Source organism: Streptomyces sp. H39-S7, assembly GCF_027158205.1.
In the GTDB taxonomy this organism is placed as follows: Bacteria; Actinomycetota; Actinomycetes; order Streptomycetales; family Streptomycetaceae; genus Actinacidiphila.
Map to the genome: position 1 here is coordinate 102,328 of NZ_JAPVLU010000017.1, position 18,230 is coordinate 120,557.

Sequence of the window (18,230 nt, forward strand, 5' to 3'; positions counted from 1 at the left end):
CCATGACCGATCATGAAGTGCTGCGGGTCTTCATCGGCCCGGACGGCCGGGGCGGCAACCCCCTGGGCGTGGTGACCGCCGACTCCTCCGACGCGGCCGGCCGGCAGGCCATCGCCGCCGAACTCGGCTACAGCGAAACGGTCTTCATCGACGACGCGGAACGCGGGGGCGTACGGATCTTCACCCCGAGCGTGGAGCTTCCCTTCGCCGGCCACCCCCTCGTCGGCACCGCCTGGCTCCTCCAGACAGGCCTGCTGCGCCCCCCGGCCGGCGACGTCCCGGCCTGGACGGAGGGCGACATCACCTGGATCCGCGGCCGCGCCGCCTGGGCCCCCGGCCGCCGCACCGAGCAGTACACGACGGTCGCCGAGGTCAACGCCCTGCCCTCGCCGCCGCCCGGTGAGGGCTGGCTCTACGCCTGGGCCTGGGCGGACGAAACCGCCGGCCGCGTCCGGGCCCGCGGGTTCCCCCGCCGCGGCGACGCCATCACCGAGGACGAGGCGACCGGCGCCTCCGCGATGGTCCTCGCCGCCGAACTCGCCCGCCCCCTCGACATCCGCCAGGGCACCGCCTCCCAAATCCTGACCCGCCCGGGCCCTGACGGCACGATCGACGTGGGCGGCCGGGTGGCAAGCTCCCGCTGAGGCACTCGCCGAGCTGTCGTCAGACCGCCTGCACCGGCGTGTCCAGCTCGAACCACACCCCCCCAGCGATCCGCCGCCCCACACCGGTCGGCCAGCGCCGCGACCAGGAACAACCCACGCCTGCTCACCGCCTCGTCCGCCGCCCCGCCCACCCCGAACCGAACCGCGCTCCCGTCGACGACGGTCACCCGCACCTGCCCGGGCGCCACTCGAACCCGCAGCAGTAAATGCGCCCCACCGGCATGCAGATAGGTGTTCGTCACCAACTCCGACGTACACACCGCCGCCGAGTCGGCAAGATCCCCCCACCCGACCGCCCGAACCACCCCCGCCACGAAGTCCCGGCAGATCTTGGGAGCGGTGACGACGCGGGCGCTGCGAAGCGTGAACGAATGGGGAACGTGGGCCGCGAGGGGCGGCTGGACGGGGATGCGGGCTTCGGGGTCCATGGACCAACTCCCCTGTTGGATACGCCACGTGTCGGATGCAGCACCTACCGTAGTCAATGATGGTTATCTAGTTCAACGTAATCGCGTATTTTCATCACTCGCTGGTAGTGATCGCGTGAACACGGCAGACCTGCAACGACCGATGAGGAAGGGGCACATGGCCCACCGGACGTTCATCACGGCTCGCCAGCGCCGCCTGGGGGCGGAACTGCGCCGCATGCGGGAGCACGCGGGGTTCGCCATCCAGGAGGCGGCGGACCTCATGGGCGTCACCCGTTCGCACATCACCAACATGGAACTGGCCCGCTTCGGCGTCAGTGAAGACCGTCTGCGCGCCCTCGCCGCCAACTACACCTGCGCGGATGGCGCCTACGTCGACGCGCTGGTCACTATGGCAGCCGAACGCAAGCCGGGTTGGTGGGAGGACTATCGCGGCATCCTGCCTGCGGGAGCACTGGACCTGGCGGAACTTGAGCACTGCGCATCAGCGCTCCAGGTGGTGCAGATCATGCACGTGCCGGGATTGCTGCAGACCGAGGAGTACGCACGAGCGGTCCTGCGTGAAGCGGTCCCCACCCGATCACCGGCAGAACTTCGCCGTACCCTCGCGCACCGATTGCGGCGACGCGAGATCCTGGACCGCGACGCTTCTCCCGGGTGCGCCTTCCTCATCCATGAAGCGGCGCTGCGCATGCGGTTCGGAGATCAACACGTTCTCCGAGCGCAGCTCGCAGCCCTCCTTGAAGCCTCCGAGCGGAAGAACATCACTGTCCGCGTCATCCCCTTCGAGGCGGGAGGCTTCCACATCGCCGGACTCACGGTCACCTATGCCTCCGGCGCGGTCCCACAACTGGACACGGTGCAACTCGACACCGCACACAAGGCGCTCTTTCTGGAGGCGGAGACTCAACTGGAGAATCACCGAGCGATTCTCCAGCGCACCGAGGAAGCGGCCCTGCCCGCCGGGGACTCGCGTGATTTCATTCGCAGCATCGCCCACCACATGTGAAGGCAAGCAAATGACGTCCAGGATAATTTGGCAGAAGTCCTCCTACTCCGGCTCGGGAGACGAGAACGCGTGCGTCGAACTCGCGGTCGTCGGCGGAACGATCCGCCTGCGCGAGAGCGACGAACCCGAGGCCGTCCTCACCACCACCCCGGCCCAGCTCGAGGCCTTCCTCCGAGGCGTACGAGCCGGCCGGTTCGACCACCTCGCCTAGGTCCGGCCGATGGGGATCGAACTGCAGCTGCACTCCGAGCGGCCCGGCGCGCGCAAGCGCGCGGCCGGCGCCACCCTGCTCCGCGAGTCCCACCAGCACGGTGAAGCCCTGGCGCAGGCGCTGGCCACGCTGGAGCTGGACCCTTCCGGCAAGCTCTGCTGGATCGATCCGTACGGCGACATCCTGTTCAATGAACAGGAAGCGCAACTGGTCCGCGGAGAAGCTGCCGCGCTGGCCCAGCGCTGCACCGACGAGCGGCAGAAAGCCGCCCTGTTCGACCTCGCGGCCCTCCTCGACGAGTGCGCGGCGACGCCGGGCAGCTACGTGTGGTGCGCGGGCGACTAGCCTCCGCACGCCGGCGCCGCGCGCCCGCGGTAACTAGCCGGTTGCGCGCACATGCCTCGTGCATCCGCCGCACGCTCTCTAAGCTGACCGCCGGGGGGATCCGGATTTCGGCCAGCGACACGAGGAGAACCGGTCACATGGGCTGGACTGCGAACGACATCCCCGACCAGACCGGACGCATCGCCGTGGTGACGGGCGCCAACAGCGGTATCGGGTACTGCGCCGCGAAGGAGCTGGCGCGGCACGGCGCGCTGGTGGTCATGGCGTGCCGCAGTGAGGAGCGCGGGCAGGCCGCGGCGGATCGGTTGGTGGCCGAGGTGCCGCAGGCGCGGGCGGTGTTCCAGCGGCTGGACCTGGGCGATCTGAGCTCCGTGCGGGCCTTCGCGGACGAGTTCGACGGCGACCGGCTCGACCTGCTGGTGAACAACGCGGGCGTGATGGCGCTGCCGTACACGCAGACCGCCGACGGGTTCGAGACGCAGTTCGGTGTCAACCACCTCGGGCACTTCGCCCTGACGGGGCTGCTGATGCCGCGGCTGCTCGCGACACCCGGGGCCCGGGTCGTCACCGTCTCCAGCGGGATGCACGCGGTCGCCAACGTGGACCTGGGGGACCTGAACAGCGAGCGCCGCTACCGGCGCTGGATCGCCTACGGCCGCTCCAAGAGCGCCAATCTGCTGTTCATCCACGAGCTGGCGCGGCAGTTGGAGGCGACGGACGTGGACCTCGTGGCCGCCGCCGCGCACCCCGGCTACGCCGAAACCAATCTCCAGACGGCGGGCGCCAAGCTGGAGGGCCGCAAGCGCGCCGAACGCGTCATCCACCTGGGCAACCGGATCGTCGGCCAGTCGCCCGAGGCGGGCGCGCTGCCCACGCTCTACGCGGCCACCGCGCCGGACGTGGCCCCCGACTCGTTCACCGGCCCCCGGTTCCTGGGCTGGCGCGGCACGCCCAGCGGCTCCTGGCGCGCCTCCTGGACCAAGGACGACCGGGCGGGCGAAATGCTGTGGACGGCGTCCGAGCAACTGACGGGCGTCAGCTACAAGTTCTGACCACCGGACGACGCTACGCGCCGTACAGCCGCTCCAGTACCCGCGCCACCCCGTCGTCGTTGTTCGTGGCCGCCCGCAGCGGCGTCGCGGCCAGGACGTCGGGGTGCGCGTTGCCCATCGCGTAGCCCGCTCCGGCCCAGGTCAGGGTGGACAGGTCGTTCGGCATGTCTCCGAAGGAGACGACTTCGGAGGCGCCGATCCCGCGGGCCGCGCACCACAGGGCGAGCGCGCCGGCCTTCGTCACGCCGGGCGAGCTGATCTCCAGCATGCCGGAGCCGCCCGAGTGCGTGACCTCGACGTCGGCGAGCGCGGCGTCGTGAGCCGCCGTCATCATCACGTCCGCGTGGTGCCGCTCGGAGTGCACGAGGAGCTTGACGATGTCCTCGTCCGACTCCCACAGCTCGGCCGCGGTCTCCACGATCACTTCCTGGAAGTCCTTCTTGCCGAAGTCCCGCTCACTGATCAGGCGGTGTCCGGTCTCCAGGGCGAGCGTCGAGCCGGGCAGCGCCGCGACGAGCACCTCCGCGGCCTTGCGCGCGACGGACACCGGCATCCGCCGCGCGTCGAGGAGCTGCCGGCTGGGGACGTCGTAGACGATCGCGCCGTTGCAGCAGATCGCGGTCCCCTGGTGGCCCGCGCCCTCGGCGATGGAGTCCACGTAGCGCGGCGGCCGCGCCGTCACGAAGACGACCTCGGCGCCCGTCGCCTCCACCATCCGCAGCGCCCGCCGGGTCCGCTCCGAGACCGTTCCGTCGCTGCGCAGCAGCGTGCCGTCGAGGTCGGTGGCCACCAGTCGGGGAGGGGTCCGGAAGGGAGTAGCAGTCATGTTCGGATCATGGCAGATACGCCGGATAAGTATGGAGACGGGAGGTGGAGCCAGGGCGACCTGCGGTGAAACGACCCAAAGGAGGGGGCGGCGTCTCCGCACGAGACGCCGCCCCCGGTGAGGGTGGAGAGATGGTTCTAGGGGGTCACCGGCTGTCGTTGCCGGTCGGGGCCGCCGCCGCGCGGCCCGCTTCGAGGCGGGCGACGGGGATGCGGAACGGGGAGCAGGAGACGTAGTCGAGTCCGACCTCGTGGAAGAAGTGGACGGACTCGGGGTCGCCGCCGTGCTCGCCGCAGACGCCGAGCTTGAGGCCGGGGCGCGCCGCGCGGCCGGCTTCGCAGGCGGAGCGGATGAGGGCGCCGACGCCGTCCCGGTCGATGGTCTCGAACGGGGAGACGCCGAAGATGCCCTTCTCCAGGTAGGCGGTGAAGAACGACGCTTCCACGTCGTCGCGGGAGAAGCCCCACACCGTCTGCGTCAGGTCGTTGGTGCCGAAGGAGAAGAACTCCGCGGCCTCCGCGATCTGGCCCGCGGTCAGCGCGGCGCGCGGCAGTTCGATCATCGTGCCGAGCGTCAGCTTGAGGTTTATGCCGGTGGCGGCCTCCACCTCGGCAATGACCTTCTCGGCCTCCTCGCGGACGATCTCCAGCTCCTGGACGGTGCCCACGAGCGGGATCATGATCTCCGGACGCGGGTCGCCCTTCATGTCCTTGCGGTGCGCGGCGGCTTCGGCGATCGCCCGTACCTGCATGGAGAACAGACCGGGGATGACGAGGCCGAGGCGCACACCGCGCAGGCCGAGCATCGGGTTCTGCTCGTGCAGTTTGTGGACGGCCTGCAGCAGCCGCAGGTCGTTCTCGTTGGCGTCCTTGCGGGACTCCGCGAGCGCGACGCGCACCGACAGCTCGGTGATGTCCGGCAGGAACTCGTGCAGCGGCGGGTCGAGGAGCCGCACCGTCACCGGCAGGCCGTCCATCGACTCGAAGAGCTCGATGAAGTCGGCCTTCTGCAGCGGCAGCAAGGCACCCAGTGCCTCGTCGCGCTCGCTGTCGGTGTCGGCGAGGATCAGCCGCTCGACCAGCTCGCGCCGCTCGCCGAGGAACATGTGCTCGGTACGGCACAGGCCGATGCCCTGGGCGCCGAAGCGCCGCGCGCGGTTGGCGTCCTCGGCGTTGTCGGCGTTGGCCCGTACCCGCAGGCGGCGGACGCGGTCGGCGTAGGCCATGATCCGGTGGACGGCCTGGACGAGCTCGTCGGCGTCGTCGGCGCCCGCGTGCATCCGGCCCTCGAAGTACTCGACGACCGGGGACGGGACGACGGGCACCTCACCGAGGTAGACCTTGCCGGAGGAGCCGTCGATGGAGACGACGTCGCCCTCCTCGATGACGATCCCGCCCGGGGCGGTCATCCGGCGCCGCTTGGTGTCGACCTCCAGCTCCTCGGCGCCGCACACACAGGTCTTGCCCATGCCGCGGGCGACGACGGCGGCGTGCGAGGTCTTGCCGCCGCGCGAGGTCAGGATGCCCTCGGCGGCGATCATGCCGTTGAGGTCGTCCGGGTTGGTCTCGCGGCGGATCAGGATGACCTTCTCGCCGGAGCGCGACCACTTGACGGCGGTGTACGAGTCGAAGACGGCCTTGCCGACGGCCGCGCCCGGGGAGGCGGCGATGCCCCAGCCGAGCCGCTTGCTCGACGCGGCCTCCTCGAAGCGCGGGAACATCAGCTGCGCGAGCTGCGCCCCGTTGACCCGCTGCAGCGCCTCTGCCTCGTCGATCAGGCCCTGGTCGACGAGCTGGGTGGCGATCCGGAAGGCGGCCGCCGCCGTGCGCTTGCCGACGCGGGTCTGCAGCATCCACAGGTGGCCGCGCTCGATGGTGAACTCGATGTCGCACAGGTCCTTGTAGTGCGTCTCGAGGGTTTCCATAATCTGCATGAGCTGGTCGTACGAGGCCTTGTCGAGGCCTTCGAGATCGGCGAGCGGCACGGTGTTGCGGATGCCCGCGACGACGTCCTCGCCCTGCGCGTTCTGCAGGTAGTCGCCGTAGACGCCCTGGTGGCCGGTGGCCGGGTCCCGGGTGAAGGCGACGCCGGTGCCCGAGTCGGGGCCGAGGTTGCCGAAGACCATGGAGCAGATGTTGACGGCCGTGCCGAGGTCGCCCGGGATGCGCTCCTGGCGGCGGTAGAGCTTGGCGCGGTCGGTGTTCCACGATTCGAAGACCGCGCGCACGGCGAGGTCCATCTGCTCGCGCGGCTCCTGCGGGAACTCGCGGCCGGCCTCCTTGAGCACGATGGCCTTGAACGACTCCACGATCTGCTGGAGGTCGGCCGCGTCGAGGCCGAGGTCGCTCTCGGCGCCCTTGGCGCGCTTGACCTCGTCGAGGGCCTCCTCGAAGAGCTCGCCGTCGACGCCCATGACGGTCTTGCCGAACATCTGCAGCAGTCGGCGGTAGGAGTCCCACGCGAAGCGCTCGTCCCCGGCCTGGGCGGCGAGCCCGGCCACGGAGGCGTCGGAGAGGCCGATGTTCAGGACCGTGTCCATCATGCCGGGCATGGAGAACTTGGCGCCGGACCGCACCGAGACCAGCAGCGGGTCGTCCGGCTGCCCGAGCTTCTTGCCCATCTTCTGCTCGAGGACGTCGAGGTGCGCACTCACCTCGTCGCGAAGCTCCGCCGGTTCGTCGCCGGAGTCCAGGTAGACCTTGCACGCCTCGGTCGTGATGACGAAGCCCGGAGGGACGGGCAGACCGAGGTTGGTCATCTCGGCGAGGTTCGCACCTTTCCCGCCGAGCAGGTCTTTGAGTTCCTTGTTGCCCTCAGTGAAGTCGTAGACGAACTTCTGCGATACCTGTTCCGACACGGGACTCGACTCCTCGTGAGGTCCCCCCGGACAGGGTCTGGGGGAGGGATGCCCTGACGGGCCGGAGCGTACCCATTCCCAAGGCTTTGCAGTACGTCCATCACCACATCAGACGGCCGTAACCACCCGTCTGCCACTAGATCGAAAGTAACGCGCCTGAGTGGCCCGCCGCCGATTCCGTTCACTAGTCGAACCGACGACCGCGCAGCGTGCCGCGATCACGGATCCGAACTCACTCTGCGTGAGAAATCGTTGATCAAGTGGAGGAACCGAGGTGGCACTGAGTGCCATCCCTTGGAGAGGTGCAAGCAGCGCCTCGCGCTCATCTGAGCGCAACCCCCATCAAACGTGGCGTGAATCACGCGGTCGCGAGGACCTCGTCGGACGCCCGATCTCACCTTTCGGACATCCGACGAAGAGTCAGCCGCCCGACGTGTCCAGCTCGGCTTCCGGGCTGACGGCGGCGCAGTCGTACGGGTCGTTCAGCCAGCCGTCCGGGAGCACGACACGGTTGTTGCCGGCGGTGCGTCCGCGCGGGCCCTCGGCGCCCTCGGGCCAGGCCTGGCCGAGGTCGACCGCGGCCAGGTGTTCGTCCAGTTCGGCGAGCGAGGAGGAAACGGCCAGGCTGCGGCGCAGCTGGGAGCCGACCGAGAAGCCCTTGGTGTACCAGGCGACGTGCTTGCGGAAGTCGATCACGCCGCGCGCCTCGTCGCCGATCCACTCGCCGAGCAGCTCGGCGTGGCGGCGCATGACGACGGCGACCTCCCGGAAGGTCGGCCGCGCCTGGGCGTTGCCGCCCTCCATCGCGCTGACCAGGTCGCCGAAGATCCAGGGGCGGCCGAGGCAGCCGCGGCCGACCACGACGCCGTCGGCGCCGGTCTCGCGCATCATGCGCAGGGCGTCGTCGGCGCGCCAGATGTCGCCGTTGCCGAGCACCGGGATCTCCGGGACGTGCTCCTTGAGGCGGGCGATGGCGTCCCAGTCGGCGGTGCCGCCGTAGTGCTGGGCGGCGGTGCGGCCGTGCAGGGCGACCGCGGTGATGCCCTCCTCGACGGCGATCCGGCCCGCGTCGAGGTACGTCAGGTGGTCGTCGTCGATGCCCTTGCGCATCTTGATCGTGACCGGCAGGGCGCCCGCGTTGCCGACCGCCTCGCGCAGGATCGAGCGCAGCAGGTTCCGCTTGTACGGGAGGGCCGAGCCGCCGCCCTTGCGGGTCACCTTGGGCACCGGGCAGCCGAAGTTGAGGTCGATGTGGTCGGCCAGGCCCTCGTCCGCGATCATGCGGACGGCCTTGCCGACGGTCACCGGGTCGACGCCGTAGAGCTGGATGGAGCGCGGCTTCTCGGTCGCGTCGAAGCGGATCAGCCGCAGCGTCTTGGAGTCCCGCTCGACCAGCGCGCGGGTGGTGATCATCTCGCTGACGAACAGCCCCTTGCCGCCGGAGAACTCACGGCACAGCGTGCGGAAGGGCGCGTTGGTGATGCCGGCCATGGGGGCGAGCACCACGGGCGGCCACACGGTGTGCGGGCCGATCTGGAGTGGCATGGTGGCGTCAGCGGTCATGGCCCCATTGTCGCGTACGCCGGACGGGGATGTGGATGTACCGTTCACGCATCTGTGTGCCCTTGACCACGAGGCCGGAGAACGGCTGATCCCTGGAGGTCCGACGTGCCGGAACTGAGCTCCCGGCGGCGCATGCTCGTGCTGGCGATCTGCTGCATGAGCCTGCTCATGGTCAGCCTCGACAACACCATCCTCAACGTGGCACTGCCCTCCATGCAGAAGGAGCTGCACGCCTCGGTCGCCGGGCTGCAGTGGACGATCGACGCGTACACGCTGGTGCTGGCCTCGCTGCTGATGCTCGCCGGCTCGACGGCCGACCGGATCGGCCGCCGCCGGGTCTTCCAGACCGGGTTGGTGCTGTTCACCGCGGGCTCGGTGCTCTGCAGCCTCGCGCCGAGCCTCAACTGGCTGATCGCCTTCCGCATGGTGCAGGCGGTCGGCGGCTCGATGCTCAACCCCGTCGCGATGTCGATCATCACCAACACCTTCACCGAGCCACGCGAGCGCGCCCGTGCGATCGGGGTGTGGGGCGGCGTCGTCGGCGTCAGCATGGCGGCCGGCCCGGTGCTCGGCGGGCTGCTCGTCCAGACCGTCGGCTGGCGCTCCATCTTCTGGATCAACCTCCCGGTCGGGCTGCTCGCCCTCGTCCTGACCGCCCGCTACGTTCCCGAATCGCGCGCCGCCAAGGCGCGCCGGGTGGACCCGGTCGGCCAGCTCTTCGTCATCGCCCTGCTCGGCTCGCTCACGTACGCGATCATCGAGGCGCCGGCCGCGGGCTGGACGTCGGCGCTGATCCTCGGCTGCCTGGCGGTCGCGATCGGCTCGCTCGCCGGGCTGCTGACCTACGAGCGGCGCCGGGTGGACCCGCTGATCGAGCTCGGCTTCTTCCGCAGCGCGCCCTTCAGCGGCGCCACGGTCATAGCGGTGAGCGCCTTCGCGGCGCTCGGCGGCTTCCTCTTCCTCAACACCCTGTACCTGCAGAACACCCGCGGGCTCTCCGCCCTCGACGCCGGGCTCTACATGCTGCCCATGGCCGTCATGTGCCTGGTCTTCGCCCCGCTGTCCGGGCGGCTGGTCGCCAACCGGGGACCGCGGCTGTCGCTGGTGCTCGCGGGCACCGCGATGACGATCAGCGGCGTGCTGTTCGCGGCGCTGGACGCCGAGTCCTCCAACACGCTGCTCTTCACCTCGTACGTGATCTTCGGCATCGGGTTCGGTCTGGTCAACGCGCCGATCACCAACACCGCCGTGTCCGGGATGCCGCGGTCGCAGGCCGGGGTGGCCGCGGCCGTCGCCTCCACCAGCCGCCAGGTCGGGCAGTCGCTCGGGGTCGCCGTGATCGGCGCCGCCGTCGCCGCGGAGCTGCACACCGCGGCCTGGTGGATCATCGCGGGCTGCGGCGCGCTCGTCCTGCTCCTCGGCGCGCTCACCACCGGCCGCTGGGCGGCCGGGACCGCGGAACGGGCCGCGGAGCGGCTGCGGGAACCCGCGGCCAGGCCCGCCGGGGCGCTGGCGAAGAACTGACAGCGAAGAACTGACGGCGCAGGACCGCGGGAAGGGCCGCGGGAAGGGCCGATGGAGGGCCCGCTGCTACCGCCCGGCCGCCGCGAGCACCGGTCGCGCCTCGTCCGCCGGGGAGGCGCAGAGCTCGTACAGCCGCTGCAGCCGGGTGCGCGTCACCTCGTCCGCCGGGGTGTACGTCACGAGCCGCGGGCCGGAGCGCGGGCCGAGCCACAGGTGGGTGAAGTCGAACGTGAGCAGCCCGACCTGCGGGTTGAGATAACGCTTGGAGCGGTTGTCCGGCTGGAGCACCTCATGGCGGTCCCATGCCTCGCAGAACTCCGGTGACGCCTGCTGGAGGCGCTTGAGGAGCGACTTCCAGGCCGGCTCGGCAAGGTGCTCGGCCATGCCGGACCGGAACTTGGCGGCCATCAGCCGGATCACCTCCTCGCGGTCGATCAGCGCCTCGCGCCACGCGGGGTCGGTGAAGGCGAGCCACATGATGTTGCGGTCCTCGAAGGGCCGCGCGTCCAGGTCGTCGATCAGCCGGTTGTACGTGCGGTTGTACGCGATCACGTCGTGCCGGCTGTTGGCGACGAAGGCGGGCAGCGGTTCCAGCTGCCGCAGCATCAGGCGGATCTGGTCCGACATGCCGGGGCAGTCGGCGAACGGGCTGGGGTCGGCGACACCGGCGAGGGTGAACAGGTGCACCCGCTCGTTTCGATCGAGCATCAGCGCGCGGGCGATGGCGTCGGCGACCTGCGCGGACACCTGGATCTCCCTCGCCTGCTCCAGCCACGTGTACCAGGTCACGCCGACCGCGGCGAGCTGCGCGACCTCCTCGCGGCGCAGCCCCGGCGTCCGGCGCCGCCGCCCCGCGGGCAGCCCGACCTGCTCGGGAGCGATGCGCTCGCGGCGGCTGCGCAGGAACGAGGCGAGCTCGCGCCGCTTGATGTCGGCACCCGACTCGTACTGCGCGGTGGTCGTCGTCGTAGGCATGCTTTCAGCATGCCTGATCGCGCAGACAGTTGCGTGGTGGTTCTTATACCTGGATAAACGCTCTCTGGTACCACCCTGAAAACGGGCGCATGGTGGCTCACGTGACCCCAATGGAACGCACTCCCGTCCTTCCCTCCCGTGCCGCGGTCCTCCCCCGCGTGACCCGCATCGGGACTCCCCCGGCCGCCGGGCGCCCCGCCGGTCCGGTCCTGACCGCGCTCGGCCTGTTCACCGTGCTGCTCGGCGCGGCCCTGCCGCTGATCGACTTCTTCATCGTCAACGTCGCCCTGCCGACCATCGACCGCGACCTCGCCGCGGGGCCGGCCCTGCTGGAGCTGGTGGTGGCCGGCTACGGGACCGCGTACGCCGTGCTCCTGGTGCTCGGCGGGCGGCTCGGCGACATGTTCGGCCGCCGCCGGCTCTTCCTCGCCGGGATGGCCGCCTTCGGCCTGACCTCGCTGGCCTGCGGCCTCGCGCCGGACGCCTGGACGCTGGTCGGCGCCCGGGTCGCGCAGGGCGCCGCGGCCGCGCTGATGCTCCCCCAGGTGCTCGCCACCATCCAGTCCACCACCGCCGGGACCCGGCGCGCCCGCGCGCTGAGCCTGTACGGCGCCACGGCCGGCCTGTCGATGGTCGCCGGGCAGATCCTCGGCGGCGTGCTGGTGGCCGCCGACATCGCCGGCACCGGCTGGCGCGCGGTGTTCCTGGTGAACGTGCCGGTCGCGCTGATCGGCCTGGTCCTGGCGGCCCGCACCCTCCCCGAGACCCGCTCCGAGCGCCCCGCCCCGATCGATGTCCCGGGCACCGTGCTGCTGGCCGTCTCCCTGATCACGCTGCTGGCGCCGCTGACCGAGGGCCGCGCCTCCGGCTGGCCGCTGTGGACCTGGATCTCCCTCGCCGCCTTCCCCTTCACGGCCTGCGCGTTCTACGCCGTCGAGCGCCGCGCGGACCGGCAGGGCCGCACCCCGCTGGTGCCGCCGAGCCTGTTCGAACTCCCCGGCATCCGGCGCGGTCTGCCGCTCGTCGTGCCGTTCTCCATCGGCTTCGGCGGCTTCATGCTCGTGATGGCCGTCGCCCTGCAGCAGGGCCTGGCCTTCGGCCCGATCGCGGCCGGCGCGGCGATGGCCCCGCTGGCCGTCACCTTCTTCGCCGCGTCGCTGATGGGCCCGCGCCTGGTCGCGCGGTACGGCAGCCGGGTGGTCACCGTCGGCGGCCTGATCCAGGCCCTCGGCCTACTCCTCCTGGTCGCCGCCGCCCTGCACGACTGGCAGCACCTGAGCCTTCTCCTCCTCGCCCCGGGCATGGCGGTGGCCGGCTTCGGCCAGGGCCTGCAGCTCCCGGTGCTCTTCCGCATCGTGCTCGCGGAGGTGCCCGCAGAGCGGGCGGGCGTCGGCAGCGGCGTCATGGTCACCACACAGCAGTCCGCGCTCGCGCTCGGCGTGGCGACCCTCGGCACCCTCTTCCTGGCCCTGATCACCTCGGCCGGCATGCGGAACGCCCTGGTCATCACCCTGCTCGTCCAGCTCGGCGCCGTCGCTCTGACGATCCTGCTCAGCCTGCGGCTCCCGCGTCACGTCTCCTGAGTGGAATGACCCCTGAATGAAATGACAACAATTGAAATCTGTCACTCCATCTGCCATGCTTCGGTTACCCCCTCCCAAGGAGCACCCCGTGCTGAAGCGCACCCTCGGATCCACCGGCCCCTCCGTCTCCGCCCTCGGCCTCGGCGCCATGGGCATGTCGGCCCTCTACGGCGGCACTGACGAGGCCGAGTCGACCGCCACCGTCCACGCCGCACTCGACGCCGGCGTCACCCTCATCGACACCGGCGACTTCTACGGCATGGGCCACAACGAACTCCTCCTCCGCGACGCCCTGCGCAGCAGCTCCCAGGGCCGCGACCAGGCCGTGCTCAGCGTCAAGTTCGGCGCACTGCGCGACATCGACGGCGGCTGGTCCGGCATGGACGGCCGGCCCGCCGCGGTGAAGAACTTCCTCGCCTACTCCCTCAACCGCCTCGGCACCGACCACATCGACGTCTACCGGATCGCCCGCGTCGACCCCGACGTGCCGATCGAGGAGACGGTCGGCGCCATCGCCGACCAGGTCCAGGCCGGCCACGTCCGCCACATCGGTCTCTCCGAGGTCGGCGCGGACGCCCTGCGCCGGGCCGCGGCCACCGCCCCGATCGCGGACCTGCAGATCGAGTACTCCCTCTTCTCCCGCGGCATCGAGGCCGACATCCTGCCCACCGCCCGCGAGCTGGGCATCGGCATCACCGCGTACGGCGTCCTCTCCCGCGGCCTGCTCAGCGGCCACTGGACCCGCGAGCGCTCCGAGCAGAGCGGCGCCAACGGCGACTTCCGCGGCATGAGCCCGCGCTTCTCCGGCGACAACCTGGACCGCAACCTCGCCCTCGTGGAGGCACTCCGCAAGATCGCCGAAGGCAAGGGCGTGAGCGTCGCGCAGGCCGCGATCGGCTGGGTCCTCGCCCAGGGCCCGGACATCGTCCCGATCATCGGCGCCCGCCGCCGCGACCGCCTCGCCGAGGCGCTCGGCGCCCTCGACATCACCCTCGGCGCGGCCGACCTCGCGGCCATCGAAGCGGCGGTCCCCGCCGGAGCGGCAGCGGGCGCGCGCTACCCGGAAGCGCAGATGGCCCACCTCGACAGCGAGCGCTGACGCTCCCGGCGGGTCAGGGAGGCAACGGCCTCGGGCGCGGGCCGCTGGAACGGGGTCCGGCACGGGTCCGGTCCCCGACCCAGCACACTGGGGACGTACGACCCCGCTGCGAGAGGCCCCCCATGCCCACCCTGACCACCGACCGCATCCTCGAAGCCACCGAGGAGGTCCTCCGCCGCTTCGGCCCCGCCAAGGCCACCGTCGTGGACGTGGCGCGAGCCCTCGGCGTCAGTCACGGCACCGTCTACCGGCACTTCGCCAGCAAGGCCGCGCTCCGCGAAGCCGTCACCCAGCGCTGGCTCGACCAGTCCCACGCCACGCTCTCCGCCATCGCGGCCGGGCCGCAGCCCGCCCCCGAGCGGCTGCGGCAGTGGCTGGTGGAGCTGTTCGCGGCGAAGCGACGCAAGGCCGGCGGCGACCCGGAGCTGTTCGCGACGTACCTGGCGCTCGCGGCCGAGGCCAGCGCCGTGGTGGCCCAGCACGTCGGGGACCTGGTCGGCCAGCTCACCCGCATCATCGAGGACGGGACCACGCGCGGCGAGTTCACCCTCCCCGAAGCGTCCGACCCGGCCCGCGCGGCGCGCGCCGTCTGGGACGCCACCGGCCGCTTCCACGACCCGGCCTACGCGGCCGAGTGGTCGGCGCCCGACATCGACGCCGCCTTCGAGGCGGTCTGCGACCTCCTCCTGAACGGACTCCGCGCTCAGGGCGCCTCGTAGACCACGTCCACCGACCCGGACCCCGCCGTCGCGTCGATGACCCGCCGCGACGTGCCGTCCTCCAGCCCCGCCGCGTACTCCCGCGACCCGCTCCCGCTGCGCCCGACCACCTGGTAGCGGGAACCCGGCGGGACGCCGATCCGCACGGAGCCGGAGCCCACCTTCCCCGTCACCTTCTCCGGGGCCGAGCGGAACGCGAGGTCCAGCGAACCCGAGTTCGCCCCCACGTTCGCCGTCCGGGACGAGAGCCCGGTGCCCTCGATGGTGCCCGAGCCGGTGCGGGCCCAGATGGTGCCGCCGACGTCGGTCAGGGTCGTGGAGCCCGACGTGCTCGTCAGGTCCAGGCGGCCGGTGGTGCCGTGCACGTCCGTGGACCCGGAGCTGCCCACGATCTGGATCTCGATCTCCGGCGGGACGTCGAACTCCAGCTTCACCGAGCAGCCGAGGCCGGCCGGCGACCACCACTCGGAGCACACCGCCTGCACCTTCAGCACACCGCCGTCCCACACCTTCCTGACCTGCGGCTTCTTCATCGACCAGGTCAGCTTCTGCGTGACGCGCACCTGGCCGGCCGGCCCCGGGCGCACCGTGACCGACGCGCTCCCCGCGTCGACCTGCAAGCGCTGGACCCGTCCCCCGGGCGCGAGTTCGATCGACTGGGAGGGCTCCGGCCGGTGCGCGCCGAAGTACGCCCAGGTCTCCACCGCCATCGGCGACACGATGAGCAGCGCACTGATCACCGCGACCACCAGCCAGGCCGCGCGGTGCTTCCGCCGCGCCCCAGCGGCGGCGGTGCCGCTCACGCCCCCTCCAGGAAGCGCAGCACCGCGAGCACCCGCCGGTGGTCCCCGTCCGCCTGTGGCAGGTCGAGCTTCGCGAAGATGTTGTTGATGTGCTTGGCGACCGCGCTCTCGCTGACCACCAGCTGCTCCGCGATGCCCGCGTTGGAGCGTCCCTCCGCCATCAGCGAGAGGACTTCGCGCTCGCGCGGCGTCAGCCGCTCCAGCGGGTCGGAGTTGCGGCGCAGCAGCAGCTGGGCGACCACCTGCGGGTCGAGGGCGGTGCCGCCGTTCGCGACGCGGCGCAGCGCGTCGATGAACTCCTCGACGTCCGCGACGCGTTGCTTGAGCAGGTACCCGATGCCGCCGCCGTGCGCCGACAGCAGGTCGGCCGCGTACCGCTCCTCCACGAACTGCGAGAGCAGCAGGACGGCGGTGTCCGGCCACTGCCTGCGGATCATCAGGGCGGCCCGTACGCCCTCGTCGGTGTAGCCGGGCGGCATCCTGACGTCGAGCAGGGCCAGTTGGGGCCGGTGCTCGTCGACGGCGGCCAGCGCGGCCTCGGCGTCGCCCACTTCGGCGGCGACCTCGAAGCCCGCGGTCTCCAGGACCTTGACCAGTCCGATGCGCAACAGGACCGAGTCCTCGGCGATTACAGCCCGCACGGCAACTCCACGTTGATGATGGTCGGGCCCCCGGCGGGGCTGCTGATACTGATCGCTCCGTCGACGGAGCCGACGCGCTGCGCGAGCCCGGCCAGGCCGGTGCCGCCCGCCACGTCCGCACCGCCGATCCCGTCGTCGGTGACGGTCACCCGCAGCACGTCCCCGCGCGAGCGCACCGCGACGTCCACCCGCTCCGCGCGGGCGTGCTTGGCGACGTTGGCGAGTGCCTCGGAGACCACGAAGTACGCGACGGCCTCGACGGTGGGCGCCGCCCGCCGCTCCAGGTCCACCTTCAGGTGGACCGGCAGCGGCGCCCGCGCGGCGACGCCGGACAGCGCGGCGTCCAGGCCCCGGTCGTCCAGGACGGCCGGGTGCAGGCCACGCACCAGGTTGTTGAGCTCCTCGATGGCTTCCTTCGCCTCGCGGTGCGCCTCGTCGATCACCCGGCGCGCCTCGGGCGGCAGGTCCTTGAGGGTGGCGCGGGCCAGGCCGAGGTTCATCGCGAGGGAGACGAGCCGCTGCTGGGCGCCGTCGTGCAGGTCGCGTTCGATCCGGCGGCGTTCGGCGTCCGCCGCGTCCACGACGCCCGCCCGGCTCTCGGCGAGGTCCTCGACGCGGCGCCGCAGTTCCTTGGCCCGGTTGGGTCCCAGCAGGGCGGCGGCCGCCGAGGTGTCGAGCCGGGTGACGGCGGCGGCCAGGAAGGGCGTCGCGAGCAGCAGCAGGACCCCGGCGACGGTGACGAGCGTGTACCGCTGGGTCCAGCCGGGCAGTCGATCCTCGACGGGCAGCGCCCACACCCAGGAGAAGACCAGTGTGCCGAAGATCCCCGCGACCCAGGAGCAGACGACGAGCACCGCTCCGGCCGCCACGAGCGGGGCGGCCACCAGGTGATAGCCGCACTGCCGCCACGTCGCCTCGGAGCGCAGCCACTGCGCGGCGCCGCGCGGGGTGTACCAGGGGCGCGGGCGGGGCACCCGGGGGACGTTCAGCCCCAGCAGCGACCAGAACCGGCTGCGCTGCAGCATCGTCAGCGGGCCGCACACCAGGGGCACCGCGGGCAGCAGGATCACCGAGCGCCAGTCCGTCACGAGGTCGAGGACCAGCAGCGCGCTCACGCCGGCGAGCGGTACGCCCGCCGTGACGAACGCCGTGTTCCGCCATGCCCAGGCCGACCACGGGGCGTATGCGGCGGCTTGCCGGAGTGCACGCCGCAGCGGCCCTGTTGATGCCATGCGCTCACCGTAGAGGCCCAGGTGGGGCGCCGTGCATCCCGTAGGGGTCCGCTCTCGGGGTGTAGCCAGCACCACCACAGGTCGGACCCGGGCGTTACTGACCTTCGGGAGCCCGGCGACGAGGCTTGTTCCCGTACCCGACCGACGGGTCCGGAAGGAGTTCACCACCATGTCCGTCCTGGAGATTCCGCCCCACCGGATCCGTCCGACCGCCGACACTCTCGCGTCCGGAGCCTGCGCCGAGGTCATCGAGTTGTACGCGGTACCGAAGCCGGAGCCGCGCCGCCCCAGACCGCTCGGCTACGTCCTGATCGCACTCGGAGTCGCGTTGATTCCCTGGCTCTTCGTCCTCGCGACCTCGCTGCCGGACACCGCGCAGGCGTCCCACTGGTCGACCGCCTGGGTGGGCCTGGACGCCCTGGAGGCCGTCGGTCTCATCGGCACCGGCGTGCTGCTGCGCCGCCGCGACCACCGGCTCGGCCTCGCGGCCGCCGCCACCGCGATGCTGCTGGTGGTCGACGCCTGGTTCGACGTCACGACGGCCGCCCCCGGAGCGGACTTCGCGTCCGCGCTCCTGATGGCCCTCTGCCTCGAACTCCCCCTGGCCGCGCTGTGCGCGGTACTCGCCGTACGGACGTCCGGACGCGCGAACGCCGGCGGTGCTGGATAGTCCAGCCCCGCCGGCGTTCACATCCCGC

At 71.5% G+C, this 18,230-nt stretch carries 17 protein-coding genes; 10 read left to right on the forward strand and 7 right to left on the reverse strand.

All coding sequences use genetic code 11. From position 1 onward, the window contains the following. The first annotated feature begins 2 nt into the window (after positions 1-2). The 5 genes from O3X23_RS18415 (at position 3) to O3X23_RS18435 (ending at position 3,710) form a co-directional block, all read left to right on the forward strand. Entirely contained in the window at positions 3-644 is a 642-nt protein-coding gene (locus O3X23_RS18415) for a PhzF family phenazine biosynthesis protein (protein ID WP_269272499.1), read from the forward strand. A 606-nt stretch (positions 645-1,250) separates the two neighbouring features. Further along, positions 1,251-2,102, forward strand: coding sequence for a helix-turn-helix domain-containing protein (locus tag O3X23_RS18420; RefSeq protein WP_269272500.1), 852 nt, complete (start codon positions 1,251-1,253; stop codon positions 2,100-2,102). A 10-nt stretch (positions 2,103-2,112) separates the two neighbouring features. After that, the gene (locus O3X23_RS18425) at positions 2,113-2,313 is read left to right on the forward strand and encodes a DUF397 domain-containing protein (RefSeq protein ID WP_269272501.1); all 201 of its coding nucleotides are present in this window, start codon (positions 2,113-2,115) and stop codon (positions 2,311-2,313) included. A gap of 9 nt (positions 2,314-2,322) precedes the next feature. Further along, on the forward strand, positions 2,323-2,658 hold the full coding sequence (locus tag O3X23_RS18430; protein WP_269272502.1) for a hypothetical protein: 336 nt from the start codon (positions 2,323-2,325) through the stop codon (positions 2,656-2,658). 137 nt (positions 2,659-2,795) lie between these two features. Then, complete coding sequence (locus tag O3X23_RS18435) at positions 2,796-3,710, forward strand: oxidoreductase (protein ID WP_269272503.1); 915 nt, start codon at positions 2,796-2,798, stop codon at positions 3,708-3,710. Positions 3,711-3,723: 13 nt separating this feature from the next. Here O3X23_RS18435 and O3X23_RS18440 read toward each other — a convergent pair whose 3' ends face one another. The 3 genes from O3X23_RS18440 to dusB all read right to left on the reverse strand — a co-directional run bounded on the left by O3X23_RS18440 (position 3,724) and on the right by dusB (position 8,956). Beyond that, on the reverse strand, positions 3,724-4,536 hold the full coding sequence (locus tag O3X23_RS18440; protein ID WP_269272504.1) for an HAD family hydrolase: 813 nt from the start codon (positions 4,534-4,536) through the stop codon (positions 3,724-3,726). Positions 4,537-4,681: 145 nt separating this feature from the next. Then, on the reverse strand, positions 4,682-7,393 hold the full coding sequence (gene ppdK / locus O3X23_RS18445; RefSeq protein ID WP_269272505.1) for a pyruvate, phosphate dikinase: 2,712 nt from the start codon (positions 7,391-7,393) through the stop codon (positions 4,682-4,684). A 420-nt stretch (positions 7,394-7,813) separates the two neighbouring features. Beyond that, positions 7,814-8,956, reverse strand: coding sequence for a tRNA dihydrouridine synthase DusB (gene dusB, locus O3X23_RS18450; protein ID WP_269272506.1), 1,143 nt, complete (start codon positions 8,954-8,956; stop codon positions 7,814-7,816). A gap of 105 nt (positions 8,957-9,061) precedes the next feature. Here dusB and O3X23_RS18455 point away from each other — a divergent pair, with 105 nt between their 5' ends. Beyond that, positions 9,062-10,480, forward strand: a complete 1,419-nt coding sequence (locus tag O3X23_RS18455) for an MFS transporter (protein WP_269272507.1) — start codon at positions 9,062-9,064, stop codon at positions 10,478-10,480. A gap of 66 nt (positions 10,481-10,546) precedes the next feature. Here O3X23_RS18455 and O3X23_RS18460 read toward each other — a convergent pair whose 3' ends face one another. Beyond that, entirely contained in the window at positions 10,547-11,455 is a 909-nt protein-coding gene (locus tag O3X23_RS18460) for a helix-turn-helix transcriptional regulator (RefSeq protein ID WP_269272508.1), read from the reverse strand. A gap of 110 nt (positions 11,456-11,565) precedes the next feature. On the opposite strand from O3X23_RS18460, the gene O3X23_RS18465 reads away from it, so the two are divergent. From O3X23_RS18465 to O3X23_RS18475, 3 genes are all read left to right on the forward strand, one after another. Beyond that, positions 11,566-13,038, forward strand: a complete 1,473-nt coding sequence (locus tag O3X23_RS18465) for an MFS transporter (protein ID WP_269272578.1) — start codon at positions 11,566-11,568, stop codon at positions 13,036-13,038. Positions 13,039-13,126: 88 nt separating this feature from the next. After that, positions 13,127-14,137 carry an aldo/keto reductase gene (locus tag O3X23_RS18470; RefSeq protein ID WP_269272509.1) on the forward strand — a complete coding sequence of 337 codons (1,011 nt, stop codon included), beginning with the start codon at positions 13,127-13,129 and terminating at the stop codon, positions 14,135-14,137. 122 nt (positions 14,138-14,259) lie between these two features. Continuing rightward, positions 14,260-14,856, forward strand: coding sequence for a TetR family transcriptional regulator (locus O3X23_RS18475; protein ID WP_269272510.1), 597 nt, complete (start codon positions 14,260-14,262; stop codon positions 14,854-14,856). Here O3X23_RS18475 and O3X23_RS18480 read toward each other — a convergent pair. The 3 genes from O3X23_RS18480 to O3X23_RS18490 are packed head-to-tail and all read right to left on the reverse strand — an operon-like array spanning position 14,841 to position 17,532. Further along, positions 14,841-15,659 (reverse strand): DUF4097 family beta strand repeat-containing protein, encoded by an 819-nt coding sequence (locus O3X23_RS18480; protein WP_269272511.1) that lies wholly within the window; start codon positions 15,657-15,659, stop codon positions 14,841-14,843. The two genes, O3X23_RS18475 and O3X23_RS18480, sit on opposite strands and share 16 nt — an antisense overlap. Beyond that, positions 15,656-16,300 carry a response regulator transcription factor gene (locus tag O3X23_RS18485; protein WP_269272512.1) on the reverse strand — a complete coding sequence of 215 codons (645 nt, stop codon included), beginning with the start codon at positions 16,298-16,300 and terminating at the stop codon, positions 15,656-15,658. The genes O3X23_RS18480 and O3X23_RS18485 overlap by 4 nt, the downstream gene beginning before the upstream one ends. Next, positions 16,288-17,532 (reverse strand): sensor histidine kinase, encoded by a 1,245-nt coding sequence (locus tag O3X23_RS18490; RefSeq protein WP_269272513.1) that lies wholly within the window; start codon positions 17,530-17,532, stop codon positions 16,288-16,290. The genes O3X23_RS18485 and O3X23_RS18490 overlap by 13 nt, the downstream gene beginning before the upstream one ends. A gap of 169 nt (positions 17,533-17,701) precedes the next feature. On the opposite strand from O3X23_RS18490, the gene O3X23_RS18495 reads away from it, so the two are divergent. After that, positions 17,702-18,202, forward strand: coding sequence for a hypothetical protein (locus O3X23_RS18495; protein ID WP_269272514.1), 501 nt, complete (start codon positions 17,702-17,704; stop codon positions 18,200-18,202). Positions 18,203-18,230: the final 28 nt, after the last annotated feature.

Bases quoted from the DNA above. Each gene is read 5' to 3' on its own strand.
- O3X23_RS18425 (WP_269272501.1), top strand. From the start codon at position 2,113: ATGACGTCCAGGATAATTTGGCAGAAGTCCTCCTACTCCGGCTCGGGA.
- O3X23_RS18460 (WP_269272508.1), bottom strand. From the start codon at position 11,455: ATGCCTACGACGACGACCACCGCGCAGTACGAGTCGGGTGCCGACATC.
- O3X23_RS18490 (WP_269272513.1), bottom strand. From the start codon at position 17,532: ATGGCATCAACAGGGCCGCTGCGGCGTGCACTCCGGCAAGCCGCCGCA.
- dusB (WP_269272506.1), bottom strand. From the start codon at position 8,956: ATGACCGCTGACGCCACCATGCCACTCCAGATCGGCCCGCACACCGTG.
- O3X23_RS18440 (WP_269272504.1), bottom strand. From the start codon at position 4,536: ATGACTGCTACTCCCTTCCGGACCCCTCCCCGACTGGTGGCCACCGAC.
- O3X23_RS18465 (WP_269272578.1), top strand. From the start codon at position 11,566: ATGGAACGCACTCCCGTCCTTCCCTCCCGTGCCGCGGTCCTCCCCCGC.
- O3X23_RS18420 (WP_269272500.1), top strand. From the start codon at position 1,251: ATGGCCCACCGGACGTTCATCACGGCTCGCCAGCGCCGCCTGGGGGCG.
- O3X23_RS18430 (WP_269272502.1), top strand. From the start codon at position 2,323: ATGGGGATCGAACTGCAGCTGCACTCCGAGCGGCCCGGCGCGCGCAAG.
- O3X23_RS18495 (WP_269272514.1), top strand. From the start codon at position 17,702: ATGTCCGTCCTGGAGATTCCGCCCCACCGGATCCGTCCGACCGCCGAC.
- O3X23_RS18415 (WP_269272499.1), top strand. From the start codon at position 3: ATGACCGATCATGAAGTGCTGCGGGTCTTCATCGGCCCGGACGGCCGG.
- O3X23_RS18475 (WP_269272510.1), top strand. From the start codon at position 14,260: ATGCCCACCCTGACCACCGACCGCATCCTCGAAGCCACCGAGGAGGTC.
- O3X23_RS18435 (WP_269272503.1), top strand. From the start codon at position 2,796: ATGGGCTGGACTGCGAACGACATCCCCGACCAGACCGGACGCATCGCC.